Below are 14916 nucleotides of genomic sequence, written 5' to 3'. Positions count from 1 at the left end.
GCCTAGCCCAGCAGGCTCTTCAGCCAATCCCGGTTCAGCACTTTGTCCAGTTCCATCGCAATCTCGTCCAGCGCGTCCTCGACACCCTGGCGATAGTTTGTCCGCTCGCCTGAAAGGCCGAAGCTTTCGAGCAGTTTTGTCCTGTAGGCATCGCTGCTGAAGAGCCCATGAAGATAGGTGCCCATAACTCGGCCATCGGCGGATACCGCACCGTCCGGGCGGCCATCGATAATTGCCGAGGGCCGTTCGCAATCGCTGCCACGCGTGATACCCAGATGAATTTCGTACCCCGACAGAGGCACATTATGTTCCGCTGACCACGCCTTGCTGTTGCGTACAGTCTTTTCCGGCGCCATTTCGGTTTCGATATCGAGCAGCCCCAGTCCTGCCGCTTCTGCGGTCGTGCCTTCGATCCCAAGCGGATCATGGACCATGCGGCCAAGCATCTGATAGCCGCCGCAAATACCAATGACGCGCCCGCCACGCCGCACATGGGAAGCAAGTTCGCGGTCCCACCCCTGTGCACGCAAATCCGCCAGATCGCCGATGGTCGATTTCGATCCGGGGAGAACGACCAGTGCCGCATCGGCAGGCAGGGACTCGCCCGGCCGCACGAAAACGAGATCGACGTCCGGCTCTGCCCTTAGCGGGTCGAAGTCGTCGAAATTGGCAATGCGCGGCAACACCGGAACAGCGATCTTCAATGCACTGCGACTGCCGCGCGCAAGCCTTTCCAGCACGACCGAATCCTCGGCCGGCAGTCTTCCGGCTGATTTCAACCAGGGTACAACCCCAAGACATGGCCAGCCGGTAAAGTCGCCGATCGCTTTTATGCCGTCGTCGAACAGGGCCACATCGCCACGGAATTTGTTGATGATATAGCCAGAGATCATTGCGCGGTCGGTCGCGGGAAGAATGGCGTGGCTCCCGACCAGCGAGGCGATGACCCCGCCCCTGTCGATATCGCCGACGAGCACGACCGGGACACCTGCGCATGTCGCAAATCCCATATTGGCAATGTCGCCTGCCCGGAGATTGATTTCGGCCGGAGACCCTGCTCCTTCCACGATAACCAGATCGCTGCCTTCGCTGACCTTCGCAAAGCTCTCCATGACGAAGTCGAGCAGTTGCGGCTTCAGACGCTGATAATCACGACCCTTCGCCTGCCCCCAGACCTTTCCCTGCACGACAATCTGGCTGCCAGTTTCCGATTGTGGCTTCAAGAGCACCGGGTTCATGTGGACCGAGGATGGGACCCGCGCTGCAAGCGATTGCAGCCATTGCGCCCGGCCGATCTCGCCGCCGTCCTCGGCCACCGCCGCATTGTTCGACATGTTCTGTGGTTTGAACGGCCTGACCTTCAGGCCTCGCATGGAAGCAAGCCGGCAAAGCCCTGCGACCAGTATCGTCTTTCCGACATCCGAGCCGGTTCCCTGCAGCATGATCGCCCTGGTCATCGGCTTCTATCCAGTGACAGGAGCATGACAGATGATCCCTGACGCCGCGCCCTCTTCGATCGCGCAGATGCGGAAGGATCTTGGGTCGATGAATAGTCAATTTGCGACATTCGATGGCGATTTCCCTCGTTGTTTTCACACCTGAAACAGCATTATCTCCGCTGCAAATCAAATGAAAGGCAGACGACCGGCACATCCATGCTGTACATCTTCAATAACAGAAATTCGATTCAGATCGTCTGGGATGCCAAACTACCGAAGCACAAGCGCCAGAGCCGCATGCAGGAACTAGACATCCGCTTCGGCACGCTCGGTCTCATCCGCACCTATAATCCTGGCTGAGTATCAATCGCCACCGAAATGGGGAGATTTGGAGAAAGCAAAAAGCGCACTCGGCCTGAAGGGCGGCACGTTGGATTTCAGACTTTCCAACGCATCCCTGCTGCGTTCGAACGCTGGGCTCGCTCTCCAAAGCTTGTGGAACCCGCTTCTCCGGCACGCAATACCTGATCCGGAGAACAGCGGTTGCAGCCGCTGCGTGCCAACTGATAGCGGCACATTCTTACCGGAGAGTTATTGGCGTCCCAAAACGACGAGCAATTTCCGATTTTTTTCAAAATTTTCCGCTTTTTCCCTGTCTTGCTGAAGACGCGAACGGAACATCAGAGGTCTCTCTCAGACGTGACTTTTTCGTCATTATCTGCCTAAGCCGCAGCAGTCGGCGCCTCCTGCCCATTTTGCAGCCGGGAATAGCAGAAATCAGGCTTATTCAAGCGGTTATCGATCCTTTGATCAACGTCGGACATTCGGGCAGGTGGTTGATTTCTCCACCTGAATCCTTACGCTGCTTACCGTCGGTACACAAAGCACCTGCGAACGCATAAGTGCTTAACGAGAAAGATAACGTACCCAAAACGGGAACCGTGCAGCCGCAGCGGTTGTGGATGCTGGTGGGCCCTTCATAGGACTGACAGGATTGGGGATGAAACATTGCCTGTTCAATCCGCCTCGTTAACGAGAACACTGGGAGACATGACAACATGAAGAAGCTGATCGCTTCCCTTTTCATCGTAGCAGGCGCCTGGGCCGTGGCTGGCTCGACGCAGGCTGCCGATTGCGGCGACGTCTCGATCGCCGAAATGAACTGGGCGTCCGCCGGTGTCGCCGCCCATGTCGACAAGATCATCCTCGAAAGCGGTTACGGCTGCGCCGTGACGCTGGTCACCGGCGATACGCAGCCGACCTTCGCCTCGATGAATGAGAAAGGCGAGCCCGACATAGCGCCGGAGCTTTGGACCAACGCGGTGCGGACCGCTCTGGATCAAGCCATCGCTGACGGCCGCCTGATCCAAGTTGCCCCGATCTTGAGCGATGGTGGCGTCCAAGGTTGGTGGATTCCGAAGTTCCTGGCTGACGCCAACCCAGAGATCAAGACCGTCCAGGACGCACTCAAGCATCCGGAACTGTTCCCCGCGCCGGAAGATCCGTCCAAGGGGGCCGTCTATAACTGCCCGTCGGGTTGGAACTGCCAGATTTCGACCGCCAACCTCTTTAAGGCGCTCGGTGCCGAAAAGGCCGGATTCACGCTGGTTGATACCGGTTCGGGCGCGGGTCTCGATGGTTCTATCGCCAACGCCTTCGAAAAGAAGATCGGCTGGCTCGGCTATTATTGGGCTCCGACCGCAATCCTCGGCAAGTACGAGATGACGAAGCTTTCCTTCGACGTGCCGCTCGACAAGAAGGAATGGGATGCTTGCACGGCGATTCCGGACTGCCCCAACCCGAAGGTCAACAACTATCCGGATACAGATGTCTTCACGGTAGTGACCAAGGCCTTCTCCGAAAAGGCCAATGTCGCCATGGACTACGTCAAAACCCGCAAGTGGGACAATGGCACCGTCAACAAGGTGCTTGCCTGGATGGACGAGAACCAGGCCACCAACGAAGACGCCGCCAAGCATTTCTTGCAGACCTATCCGGATCTTTGGACGAAATGGGTCTCGCCGGATGTCGCCGAAAAGGTCAAGGCCGCTCTTTGATAGGAGCCGCGTCAACGAACGGCGGCTGGCGGGTCTGTCTGCCGCCGTTCGTTTTCGGCTGATCCGGCAGCCAGCATTCCCGACACGGCATGGAGGCGAACTGCAGGTCGCAAACAGAAAAAGGCACGAGCCGAGAGTGTTGTAGACGGAATGTTCATGCCGGAGAAACCGGTCCCGGTCATGCTATGCTCGCCCGATCTTGGCCACACGGACAAGGCGAGCACAAACCGGACAAAAGGGGAAAGTGATGGCTTTGCAATGTACCTATTTGCCGGATGTGCTCTGCAATTTTCCGGCACTCGATAACGAGATCATCCTTACGGCGCGCAAGAATATCGACGGCGGCTTCAGAGCCCTCGTGCGCAGCTATGTCAACGTCATCGACGCTCTTATCCAACCGTTGCAGATCTTCCTCAATTTCCTCGAACGTCTTTTCGTCAGCACACCCTGGATCATCATCCTCGCGATCATGCTCACTGTCGTCTATCTCGCCAGCCGCAACGTCAAGATCGTGATCGGCACGGCGATCTCGATGATGCTCATCGGCTATTGCGGCCTCTGGAACGATACGATGGTGACCCTTGCCATGGTGACCGTCTGCACCATCATCGCGATCGCCATCGGACTTCCGATTGGCATCCTGATGGCGCGCTCGGAACGGCTGCAGGCCATCATCAATCCGATACTCGATGTCATGCAAACGATGCCGAGCTTCGTCTATCTGATCCCCGTTGTTGTCATCTTCGGCATCGGCAAAGTGCCAGGTCTGATCGCGGTCGTCATCTACGCAGTGCCGCCAATGATAAGGCTTACCAATCTCGGTATCCGCCTTGTCGACAAGGAGGTGCTGGAAGCGGCCGACGCCTTCGGCTCATCGCACCGGCAAAAGCTGTTCAACGTTCAGATCCCGCTGGCGCTCCCGACCATTATGGCAGGCATCAACCAGACGATCATGATGTCGCTCGCTATGGTCGTGGTGGCGTCGATGGTCGGCGTGGGCGGACTTGGCAAGAATACCCTGCAGGCCATCAACAATCAGTTCTTCACTTTCGGTTTCCTGAACGGCTTTGCACTGGTTGCCATCGCCATCATTTTTGACCGCACCAGCCAAGCCTATGGCAAGCGGCTTCAGAAGCATTCGGAGGTCATCCATGGCTAGTCACGCGATTCAGATCAAGAATCTCTACAAGATCTTTGGCCCTCGTGGCGGTGACTATGTCGACCTTGTGAAGCGCGGCATCGGCAAGGCCGAACTCAATGAGAAGCATGGGCATGTGCTGGGCCTGAAGGACATCAACATCGACATGCCGGGTGGTGCTATCACTGTGGTAATGGGGCTTTCGGGCTCGGGCAAATCGACCCTCATCCGCCACATCAACCGGCTGATCGAGCCGACCACTGGCGAGGTTCTCTATGACGGTGTCGATGTCTGCAGGATGAGCGAGATCGAGCTTCGCGAATTCCGTCGCCACAAGACCGCGATGGTGTTTCAGAAATTCGCGTTGCTGCCGCATCGCACTGTGATCGAGAACACGATCTACGGGCTGCAGATTCAGGGTGTGCCGCGTAATGAAAGCCAGAGGAAGGGTCGCCACTGGATCGATCGCGTCGGGCTGAATGGCTTCGAGAATCATTACCCAAATCAGCTTTCAGGCGGCATGCAGCAGCGCGTGGGACTTGCCCGGGCGCTGACCAACGATGCCGATATCCTGCTGATGGACGAAGCCTTTTCGGCTCTGGACCCGCTGATCCGGGTCGACATGCAGACCGTGCTTCTCGACTTGCAGAAGGAATTGAAGAAGACCGTCGTTTTCATCACCCACGATCTCGACGAGGCGCTTCGTCTCGGTGACAAGATCGCGATTCTGCGCGACGGCAGGGTCGTCCAGCAAGGAAGCGGTCAGGAGATCGTCCTGAAGCCCGCCGACGACTACATCAGCGCCTTCGTAAAGGAGGTCAATCGCGCTCGGGTCCTGCGGGCACAGACGATCATGAAGCCCCTTTCTGGTGAGGCGCAGGGCTTGCCGATTGCTGGAAATGCGACGCTGGAAACCGCCGCCAAACAGATGACCGAAGCAGGCCAGGCCTTTGCGCTTGTGACGGACGATGGTGGCAAGCCGGTGGGCACGATCGACCTGCAGACGATCATCGCTGCCATGGTGACACCGACGACCGGCACTGCACCAACTGTTCATTCTTCCAATCCAGCCATTGCGGCTATATAACGCTTTCTTTATATCGCCCTGGAACCCCTATCGCTCAAGGATCTGCCATGACCGTTGCATCCAATCCGCTTTCCGATCTGCTCGCCGAAAAAGGCGTGTTGCTGGCGGATGGCGCCACGGGAACCAATCTTTTCGCGATGGGTCTCGAAGCAGGCGAAGCACCGGAACTCTGGAACGAAACCCATCCCGAACGGATCACGAAGTTGCATCAGGATTTCGTCGACGCCGGCGCTGATATCATCCTCACCAATACGTTTGGCGGCACAAGGCACCGTCTGAAGCTGCATCATGCGCAGGATCGCGTTCACGCCTTGAACAAGAGAGCGGCAGAGATTGCACGGACCGTTGCGGACAAGGCCAGCCGTAAAGTGATCGTTGCCGGCTCCGTCGGCCCGACAGGGGAATTACTGATTCCGCTCGGTGCCCTCTCCTATGAGGATGCTGTGGCCGCCTTCGCCGAGCAGATGGAGGGTCTGAAGGCAGGCGGCGTCGACGTCGCCTGGATCGAGACCATGTCTTCGCCGGACGAAATTCGTGCCGCCGCGGAAGCCGCCGTCAAGGTCGGCCTGCCTTACACCTATACCGGCTCCTTCGATACGGCCGGTAAGACAATGATGGGTCTGCATCCGAAGGATATCTTCGGGGTTGCAGGTGACATCGGCGAAGGCCCGCTTGCGGTCGGGGCCAATTGCGGTGTCGGCGCATCCGACATCCTGTCGAGCCTGCTCGACATGACCAATGCCGATCCAAACGCAGCGGTAATCGTCAAGGGCAATTGCGGCATACCCGAATATCGCGGCGCCGAAATCCATTACTCCGGGACACCGCCACTGATGGCAGAATACGCCAGGCTCGCCCGCGATGCCGGCGCCAGGATCATCGGCGGCTGCTGCGGCACGTCCTGCGGCCATCTTGCAGCAATGCGCCAGGCGCTCGACGCTTATACGCCGGGTCTCCGGCCGACGCTTGAGACCATCATCGACAAGATCGGACCCCTGCGCAACAAGACGGCCGATGAAGGCGGCGCTGCTCCCGCACGCGAGAGAGCGCGGCGGCGCGGATGACCGGATCTGTGCCGTTTCCCGATCGCGATACCGTCGCCGCAAAGCTTGATGCTCTGAGCGATCAGGACAAGTCCTTTCTGTGTCTTCTCATGGAGAATGCGGCTCAGGACGATAGCCTGATCGAGGGACTGCACCGACATCTGGACATGGCCACGGGTGCGCGCTTCCTCAATACGCTGAAGCTAGAAAAACTCGGCGAATGGCTGGGTGCCACTGCCCCTGCCCGGCTGCAGGTCCGATTTATGGAGGCAGGCCGCTCTAGTCAGCATCCGGTCTATACGGCCTTCTGGACCGGGTTTACGCGGTCTGGCGGGCTGGAGCGAGCCTACCCTAAATCGCCACTCTAGAGCGGGATGAGGAAAAGTGTGCGCGGTTTTTCGCCCGCATCACGCTCTGAATTAACGGGCGGACGATCCGCTTGTCGAACGGATCACCGATAATGGCCACTTCGCCATAAATCTTAACGGAACGCCCGTTTAAACTGCGTCGGCGAGCGATTCTTTCATTACTTATTAACCATATTTAACAAGGATGCCTTCTCAGCACCATGCCTCTTGAGGTGCGTTAACCAAGCGATGATCGCGCATTCAGCTTTGCTTTCAGAGGTAAAAAGATGCCTGTCATTACTTTTGCAAATACTAAAGGCGGCGCCGGAAAAACCACCGTTGCCCTCATTCTCGCTAATGAATTAATCCGCAGCGGTCACCGCGTGACCATGCTCGACGCCGATCCTCAGCAGTGGACCACTCGCTGGCATGGGCTGTCCGGCGCAATTTCCAACCTTGCAGTCATCTCCGGCGTGACGGAAGAAACCATTGAGCAGCAGGTCAAGGAGCTTAAGCGAAAGGCCGGCTACGTCATCATCGATCTCCCCGGCGGGCGCACCCCGCTGCTCGCAAAGGCCATCGGCCTTTCCGATCATGTGATGGTTCCTGTCCAGGGATGCGCGATGGACGCCGTCGGCGGCGCTCAGGTACTCGAAATCCTCAAGGAACTCTCGGCGCAGTGCGGCATCAGCATCCCGCATTCCGTCGTTCTGACGCGCATCAATTCGATCATCACCACGCGTTCTCTGCAGACCGTGAAGATGCTTCTGGCCGAACGGCAAGTGAACGTCCTGGACACTCCGCTCATCGAGCGGGCGGCTTACCGCGATATTTTCTGCAGCGGCGGCACCCTCTACACGATGGATCCCCAGAAGGTCAGCAATCTCGACAAGGCTCAGGAAAATGCGCGGATCTTCGCCGAGGAGATCCTTCGCCTCGTCCCGCCGAAGGCACTGCGCGCAAGACCTTCACGGAAACAACCGGTGGCTGTCAAGCAGGCTGCCTGATTTCAGGGGCACGATTATAGCGCTTCCATGTGGAACAGAAGCTGCTCCTTTCCATAGCGATGGCTTGCCCCGACGGGGCAGGCATCTCTCGCAAGGCATCCCGTTTGCATGCATCCTGTTCTGCCCTGTGGTGATGCGAGGTGCGAGCGACAGGATGCCACGGCAAAGGACGCAAGTGTTACGGCGTCGACCGGACAGGCCGAAAGACAGGGTTTTTCCGGACAGTGGTCGCAGGGATGGTCTCCAGCAGCGATTGCGGACATTCCGGTGATCGGGAAGCCAAAACCCAACGCCCCGCGATAACCGTGCCAAAGGCCGTATTCGGGATGAATCAGAATGCCAAGCGGCGAGGCTTGCAGGCCCTCAGCCTTCATCGCCCACTGCTGGAATGGTTGCCAGGGTGGATCCGATGGAAAATAGGCGGACGCCCCAAGGGCTTCGGCAAGCGGTCGGATGATAGCCTTTGACCAGGTATCGAGCGGGTGGGGAGTGCCGGAATTTTCCGGCAACTGCCGCCAGCGCTTGAACGGTGCCCAGATCGAACCGCCGATATTGCCGAGCAGAACGACGCTTTGCGCCCTGCCGCCATCTATCAGCGTCGGTGCTTCCTCGTTCTCTGTGAAGCAGGCCGTGCCTCGAACGAAAATACCGTACGACCTCAGCGCCGCGTCAAGTTCCGCAAGAATGTCGGGGCCGCCGCTCACCGTGGCCCCTGATATTGATAGTGCGGCCGCCAGACTTCTTTCTGGATCAGGTCGGCAACGCGCGCGGCACCGCCTTGCTCCCTGGCGGGATCGGGCTCCCTTCAGGTGAAGGCGTCTGGCATCGATTCCTTGCGCTTGCCGATATATTCCTGGAGCGCCTCATCGATACCCGGATCGAGCGGCGGCGCTTCGTAGTGGTCGAGCCAAGAGCGGCACAGCGCATTGGCGCGTTGCTCGATACGCTTCTCGCCCTCGATTTCCCACTGTTCGAAGGAATTGTTGTCGGCAAGGGCCGAACGGTAGAAGGCGGTCTGGAAGTTCGCCTGGGTATGGCTGCAACCGAGATAGTGGCTGCCGGGGCCAACCTCGCGAATGGCATCGAGCGCCTGGCCATTTTCTGAAAGATCGATGCCCTCTGCCATCTTCTGCATCATGCCGAGTTGATCCTGATCGATCATGAACTTCTCGTAGGAGCTGACAAGGCCACCCTCGAGCCAGCCGGCGGCGTGCAGCACGAAATTCGTGCCGGCAAGCAGCGTCATGTTCAACGTATTGGCCGATTCATGCGCCGCCTGCGCGTCCGGAACCTTGGAGGCGCAAAGCGAACCGCCTGTGCGGAACGGCAGGCCGAGACGGCGGGCGAGCTGTGCGGCACCATAGGAAACCAGCGATGGCTCCGGCGTGCCGAAGGTCGGTGCGCCCGACTGCATGGAGATCGAGGCGGCGAACGTGCCGAACAGCACCGGCGCGCCCTTGCGCACGAGCTGTGTGAAAGCGGCGCCCGCCAGCACTTCGGCCAGGATCTGCGTCAGCGTGCCTGCGACCGTCACCGGGCTCATGGCTCCCGATAGGATGAAAGGCGAAAGCACGGTCGCCTGATTGTGCCGGGCATAGACCTTGGCCGCACCCAGCATGGTCTCGTCGAAGACCATCGGCGAATTGGCGTTGATGAGGTTGATCAGCACTGTGTTGTTTTCGACGAAATCATCGCCGAACACGATCTTGCACATCTTGACCGAGTCTTCGGCCCGTTCCGGCGCGGTCACCGATCCCATGAAGGGTTTGTCGGAATACTTGATGTGGCTGTAGACCATATCGAGATGGCGTTTATTGACCGGTATATCCACCGGCTCGCAAAGCGTCCCGCCGGAGTGATGCATTGACGGCGCCATATAAGCGAGCTTCACGAAATTGCGGAAATCTTCGATCGTGGCGTAACGGCGTTTGCCGTCGAGGTCGCGGACAAAGGGAGGACCGTAGACGGGTGCGAACACCGTCGCCTTGCCGCCGATGTGGACGCTGCGCTCCGGGTTGCGGGCGTATTGCGTGAATTCCCTGGGTGCGGTCTTCAGAAGTTCGCGGCAGAGGCCCTTTGGAAAATGCACGCGCTGCCCCTTGATCTCGGCGCCGGCTTCCTTCCAGAGAGCGAGCGCTTCGGCGTCATCGCGGAATTCGATGCCGATTTCTTCGAGCACGGTGTCGGCATTGCGCTCGATCAGCGAAAGACCTTCTTCATCGAGCACTTCGTAGACGCCGATCCTGCGTGTGATGTAGGGACGCGATGGGCCAGGCCCGCCGCCACTGCGCGATGCGCGCCGTGCCGCAGCACCACGCCCCTCCCCACGTGAGCGGCGTCCGCCGCCCTCTCCCGCACCTGCCGTCTGCTCAGTCGTCTCGTCCATGATGCTTCCTCACTCTTGCGCCCGAAGCGCCCATTATTGCCCGCATGCTAGCCGATTCCTGCCGCCGGACGTTCCTTTATGCGCCAGTCATTAGCATAGGACAGACATTTCGCGAGCCCAAACAAGCGCCGTGAATGCATGTCGCGCAGAACTGTGCAGCGGTTCTGCGGCAACTGCATGCGCGAAAAAATGGTCGCTATTTATCTGCGTGACGTCGCTTTCGAAAAGAATTTTGATACGATTGAGGTTTAACTCTTGTTCGGGCAGTCTGCTCAATCCTATTCACGAAGCATCGCGCCAACGGGAAGCCAATCATGTCGGACGACGAAATCATTCTCGCTGAACTTTCTGACGAAGAACTCGTGCAGCAGATGCATGACGACTTGTATGATGGGCTGAAGGAGGAGATCGAGGAAGGCACACGCATTCTGCTCGATCGCGGCTGGGCGCCTTACGATGTGCTGACGGAGGCACTTGTCGAAGGCATGCGCATCGTCGGCATCGATTTCCGCGACGGCATCCTGTTTGTTCCGGAAGTGCTGTTGTCCGCCAATGCGATGAAGGCGGGGATGGCCATTCTTCGCCCACTACTTGCCCAGACCGGCGCTCCCAAGCTCGGCAAGATGGTGATCGGCACGGTCAAGGGCGACATTCACGACATTGGCAAGAACCTCGTCGGTATGATGATGGAAGGCGCCGGTTTTGATGTCGTCGATCTCGGCATCAACAATCCGGTCGAAAACTATCTCGACGCGATCGAACGCGAACAGCCGGACATTCTCGGCATGTCGGCGCTGCTGACGACGACGATGCCCTACATGAAGGTCGTGATCGATACGTTGAAAGAAAAGGGAATGCGCGATGACTATGTCGTACTTGTCGGCGGCGCGCCGTTGAACGAGGAATTCGGCAAGGCCGTCGGTGCGGATGCCTACTGCCGAGATGCCGCCGTTGCCGTGGAAACCGCCAAGGATTTCATGAAGCGCAAGCACAACAGGCTCGCGGCTGGCGCCTAATGCATGTCGCGCAAAAGTGTGCAGCGGTTTTGCGGCAACGACATGCATGAAAACAATAGAGCTGGATGATTTCAGGTCGACCTGAATTCTGCATCCGCCGCCTCTCAATCACAAAGTAGAAGCGGGATGCCGAAATCCGCACACAGTTTTCGGCATCCTGCTCCAGCGGACCATCGCCCCATGGAAATCCATGCGGCCGATTCTTATTTAAGACAGGACTATCTTGCCGCCCTTGAGACCCGGTGCCCGGCGCCTTGCGTTGCGTTGACGGCGTTGGCGGTGTCCTGCCCCATGCCGCGGATCGTGTTGGCACAGGCAGCAAGCTCTAACACAACCAGGCATGCGGCGCAGATTCTTACGATGGTCGATGCAGTCATGATCAGGGATCCTTTTGCAAATGGGTTGTGATTCAGAAAAAGCGGTTTGCGCTCAACGCGATAAACGCCCGACTCTACTAAAAGTTCATGTAATTGCGTGCGGCGCAATTGCGCGTGAAATATTGGCGATTATTAGGCTGAACAACCTCGACCATATCGACCTGCACTGTCTTCCGGCCATCTATCATTCCTATCCGCAAAAGATCGCGCCGGCACTGGAAAATGCCATTGCAGCGGCCCGCTCCCGCGGCTTCGACAAGATTTTCATCGGCTATGCCGATTGCGGCACTGGCGGTGCAATTGACAAGATCTGCGAGCGCGAAGGCATAGAGCGGTTGTCGGGGCCTCACTGCTATTCCTTCTTCTCGGGCAACGAGGATTTTGCCGCCCGCTGGGATCAGGACGTGACCTCATTCTTCCTCACCGATTTCCTGGCCCGCCAGTTCGAAGCCTTTGTCATCGAGCCTCTCGGCCTTGATCGGCATCCGGAACTGAAGGAGATGTATTTCGGCAACTACCGCAAGGTGATCTACCTTTCGCAGGAGGAAGATCCCGATCTGCAGCGGAAGGCGAAGGAAGCTGCCGCCTATCTCGGCCTCGACTACGAATATCGCTTCACCGGCTACGGCGATCTTGCCCGCGAGCTCGTCACCATCTGACCATCTGATATGACATCGGCCAGCGCGTTCGCCGTATCCGTCACACCATCCGTCCCGTCCTGGAAATCGCTTGAAATTCAGCGGAAATGTGCCTTAGGCCATGAACGCATCGATGTATGGCGAAATCACTTTAGGGCGGGATGCCGAAAAGCGTGCGCGGCTTTCGGGCGACATCCCGCTATCACTTTTTGATTTAGTGACGGATTCAGATTTCAGGTCGAATCGACCTGAAGTCACCCGGCTCTAGGGCTGATGGAAGGCACGTCGTATTTCGGTATGGGTCGCGTCGTGCCGGGCCAAGTCCCTACGTGAACGGACGTGCATTGTGCATGAAAGAGGAGAGTTCGGCATGGCGGATCGCATTGTCGTCTATTGGCGGGATATCCCCGCACAGGTCATTATCAAGCAGGGGCGCAAGACGGCCAAGCGTGAGCTGTCGTTGCGCTTTACCGAGGCGATCGACATGTGCGCCATGCGCACCGGGGCGTCGGAAACCGACGACTATCTCGCCGAATGGCGTAAGGCCGATCCGATGCCGGTCTCCGACGATCTGGAGGCTGAAGCCGACAAGGCCGCCGCCGAACTCGAAGCCGCCTACGACAGGGAGCGACTGGTCGCACTCGTCAAGGCCGGAGGCCGCGATGGCGATTGAGGAAAGACAGAGGCCCGGCAATGCGGCCCCCGCGGCCAAAGCGGCGACGGGCGCCTATACGCCTTCGGGCGTCTCGCCGAATCGCCGCGCGCGGCACAAATATACGGTGCGGCTCTGGGCAGTCCGCCATTCGCGCTTTCTGGAGTGGTTTTACCGGCGGTTTGCCCAAGCGTTTCTTTGGCTGCATCCCGTTTGGAATGCCATAGGCTATGGTCGCGTCGAACGGCCGATCACCTTCGTTGAACGCAACGTGAAGGGCTTCCTTTTCGATTGCCGCATGTGCGGTCAATGCGTGCTTTCCTCGACCGGCATGTCCTGTCCGATGAACTGTCCCAAGCAATTGCGCAATGGCCCCTGCGGCGGCGTGCGGGCCAACGGCAATTGCGAGGTCGAGCCGGACATGCCTTGCGTCTGGGTACAGGCGTGGAATGGCTCACGCAACATGATGAAGGGTGATGCGATCATGAATGTGCAGAAGCCGGTGAATCAGTCGCTGCGCGAAACCTCGTCATGGCTGCGTGTTACGGCGGAGGCAGCCGCCGCACGCGATGCGGCGAAGAAGGAAGCGTGATCCATGGCGCATATCGATGAAAATCCCCTTGGCGCTCACCTGCCACTCGATCCCCTGCCCGGTCATTCTTCGCTTGGGCGGCTGGAACGCGTCCTGCGGCGGGGCGAGTTCGCCGTTACTGCAGAGTTGAATCCGCCTGATAGCGCCGATCCGGAGGACGTCTACGAGCGTGCGGAGGTCTTCGACGGCTGGGTGGACGGCATCAATGCCGTCGACGCTTCCGGCGCCAATTGCCACATGTCGTCGGTCGGCATCTGCGCGCTGCTGACGCGAATGGGCTATGCGCCGATCATGCAGATCGCCTGCCGCGACAAGAACCGTATCGCCATCCAGGGCGACGTGCTGGGTGCGGCGGCGATGGGGGTCTGCAACATTCTGTGCCTGACGGGCGATGGCGTGCAGGCCGGTGACCAGCCGGGCGCCAAGCCGGTCTTCGATCTCGACTGCATGTCGCTGCTCGAGACCGTCCGCATCATGCGCGATAACTCCAAATTTCTTTCCGGCCGCAAGCTCACCACGCCGCCGCGGGTCTTCCTCGGTGCGGCGATCAATCCCTTCGCACCACCCTATGATTTCCGGCCCTTCCGCCTCGCCAAGAAAATCGAAGCCGGCGCGCAGTTCGTCCAGAGCCAGTATTGCTACGATGTGCCGATGTTCCGCGACTACATGAAGAGAGTGCGCGACCTAGGCCTGCATGAGAAGTGCTTCATTCTCGTCGGCGTCGGCCCGCTTGCTTCGGCAAGAACGGCCCGCTGGATGCGCTCCAACGTTCCGGGCGTCCATATTCCGGATGAGATCATCAAGCGCATAGAGGGTGCACAGGATCAGAAAAAGGAAGGCAAGCAGCTCTGCATCGACATCATCAACGAGGTGAAGGACATCGAGGGCGTGTCCGGCATCCATGTCATGGCTTACCGCCAGGAGGAATATGTTGCCGAGATGGTGCATGATTCCGGTGTCCTAAAGGGGCGCCGGCCATGGAAGCGCGAGACCAGCCGCAGCGATGCGCTGGTTGCCGAACGCCTCGAACATATCCGCGAAGGCAAGGAAGAAAACCAGCAGGAGATGGCGGAAATAGCCGCGCATCACCAGCCTCATCATCCGCCAACGCATTGAGACATACCCGCACGGGCGCGG

Annotated in this window: 16 protein-coding genes; 12 read left to right on the top strand and 4 right to left on the bottom strand. The window is 58.7% G+C overall.

Annotated elements, in window-relative coordinates; all coding sequences use genetic code 11:
- Positions 1–2: 2 nt before the first annotated feature.
- On the bottom strand, positions 3–1457 hold the full coding sequence (locus AAE029_RS05420) for a cobyric acid synthase (protein ID WP_371071781.1): 1455 nt from the start codon (positions 1455–1457) through the stop codon (positions 3–5).
- Between the two features lie 198 nt (positions 1458–1655).
- On the opposite strand from AAE029_RS05420, the gene AAE029_RS05415 reads away from it, so the two are divergent.
- From AAE029_RS05415 to AAE029_RS05385, 7 genes are all read left to right on the top strand, one after another.
- Entirely contained in the window at positions 1656–1799 is a 144-nt protein-coding gene (locus tag AAE029_RS05415; protein WP_371071780.1) for a hypothetical protein, read from the top strand.
- 698 nt (positions 1800–2497) lie between these two features.
- Positions 2498–3496: an ABC transporter substrate-binding protein gene (locus AAE029_RS05410; RefSeq protein WP_371071779.1), complete on the top strand. Its 999-nt coding sequence runs from the start codon at positions 2498–2500 to the stop codon at positions 3494–3496.
- A 247-nt stretch (positions 3497–3743) separates the two neighbouring features.
- Complete coding sequence (locus AAE029_RS05405; RefSeq protein ID WP_371071778.1) at positions 3744–4655, top strand: ABC transporter permease; 912 nt, start codon at positions 3744–3746, stop codon at positions 4653–4655.
- Positions 4648–5721 carry a glycine betaine/L-proline ABC transporter ATP-binding protein gene (locus AAE029_RS05400; RefSeq protein WP_371071777.1) on the top strand — a complete coding sequence of 358 codons (1074 nt, stop codon included), beginning with the start codon at positions 4648–4650 and terminating at the stop codon, positions 5719–5721. The genes AAE029_RS05405 and AAE029_RS05400 overlap by 8 nt, the downstream gene beginning before the upstream one ends.
- 47 nt (positions 5722–5768) lie before the next feature.
- The gene (bmt, locus tag AAE029_RS05395) at positions 5769–6785 is read left to right on the top strand and encodes a betaine--homocysteine S-methyltransferase (RefSeq protein WP_371071776.1); all 1017 of its coding nucleotides are present in this window, start codon (positions 5769–5771) and stop codon (positions 6783–6785) included.
- Positions 6782–7132: a hypothetical protein gene (locus AAE029_RS05390; RefSeq protein WP_371071775.1), complete on the top strand. Its 351-nt coding sequence runs from the start codon at positions 6782–6784 to the stop codon at positions 7130–7132. Before bmt ends, AAE029_RS05390 begins: the two co-directional genes overlap by 4 nt.
- Positions 7133–7398: 266 nt before the next feature.
- Complete coding sequence (locus AAE029_RS05385; RefSeq protein WP_371071774.1) at positions 7399–8118, top strand: AAA family ATPase; 720 nt, start codon at positions 7399–7401, stop codon at positions 8116–8118.
- A gap of 14 nt (positions 8119–8132) precedes the next feature.
- On the opposite strand, the gene AAE029_RS05380 is transcribed toward AAE029_RS05385, so the two are convergent.
- Positions 8133–8822: a ferredoxin gene (locus AAE029_RS05380; RefSeq protein WP_371071773.1), complete on the bottom strand. Its 690-nt coding sequence runs from the start codon at positions 8820–8822 to the stop codon at positions 8133–8135.
- A gap of 101 nt (positions 8823–8923) precedes the next feature.
- Positions 8924–10504, bottom strand: coding sequence for a trimethylamine methyltransferase family protein (locus AAE029_RS05375; RefSeq protein WP_371071772.1), 1581 nt, complete (start codon positions 10502–10504; stop codon positions 8924–8926).
- Positions 10505–10818: 314 nt separating this feature from the next.
- Between AAE029_RS05375 and AAE029_RS05370 the strand changes: the two genes are divergently transcribed.
- Positions 10819–11520 (top strand): corrinoid protein, encoded by a 702-nt coding sequence (locus tag AAE029_RS05370; RefSeq protein ID WP_371071771.1) that lies wholly within the window; start codon positions 10819–10821, stop codon positions 11518–11520.
- A 218-nt stretch (positions 11521–11738) separates the two neighbouring features.
- Here AAE029_RS05370 and AAE029_RS05365 read toward each other — a convergent pair whose 3' ends face one another.
- Positions 11739–11897: an entericidin gene (locus AAE029_RS05365; RefSeq protein WP_371071770.1), complete on the bottom strand. Its 159-nt coding sequence runs from the start codon at positions 11895–11897 to the stop codon at positions 11739–11741.
- 20 nt (positions 11898–11917) lie between these two features.
- Between AAE029_RS05365 and AAE029_RS05360 the strand changes: the two genes are divergently transcribed.
- The 4 genes from AAE029_RS05360 to AAE029_RS05345 all read left to right on the top strand — a co-directional run bounded on the left by AAE029_RS05360 (position 11918) and on the right by AAE029_RS05345 (position 14895).
- The gene (locus AAE029_RS05360) at positions 11918–12556 is read left to right on the top strand and encodes a DUF1638 domain-containing protein (RefSeq protein WP_371071769.1); all 639 of its coding nucleotides are present in this window, start codon (positions 11918–11920) and stop codon (positions 12554–12556) included.
- Between the two features lie 349 nt (positions 12557–12905).
- A complete protein-coding gene (locus AAE029_RS05355; RefSeq protein WP_371071768.1) occupies positions 12906–13208 on the top strand; it encodes a virulence factor in 303 nt (100 codons plus the stop codon).
- Entirely contained in the window at positions 13198–13779 is a 582-nt protein-coding gene (locus AAE029_RS05350) for a methylenetetrahydrofolate reductase C-terminal domain-containing protein (protein ID WP_371071767.1), read from the top strand. Before AAE029_RS05355 ends, AAE029_RS05350 begins: the two co-directional genes overlap by 11 nt.
- A 3-nt stretch (positions 13780–13782) precedes the next feature.
- Positions 13783–14895, top strand: a complete 1113-nt coding sequence (locus AAE029_RS05345; RefSeq protein ID WP_371071766.1) for a methylenetetrahydrofolate reductase — start codon at positions 13783–13785, stop codon at positions 14893–14895.
- The last annotated feature ends 21 nt before the right edge of the window (positions 14896–14916 follow it).

Origin of the sequence: Sinorhizobium sp. CB7 (assembly GCF_041357635.1) — a bacterium.
Taxonomy (GTDB): Bacteria; Pseudomonadota; Alphaproteobacteria; order Rhizobiales; family Rhizobiaceae; genus Rhizobium.
The sequence above is the reverse complement of the archived record's forward strand: the minus strand, read 5'-3'. Positions and strand labels throughout refer to the sequence as shown.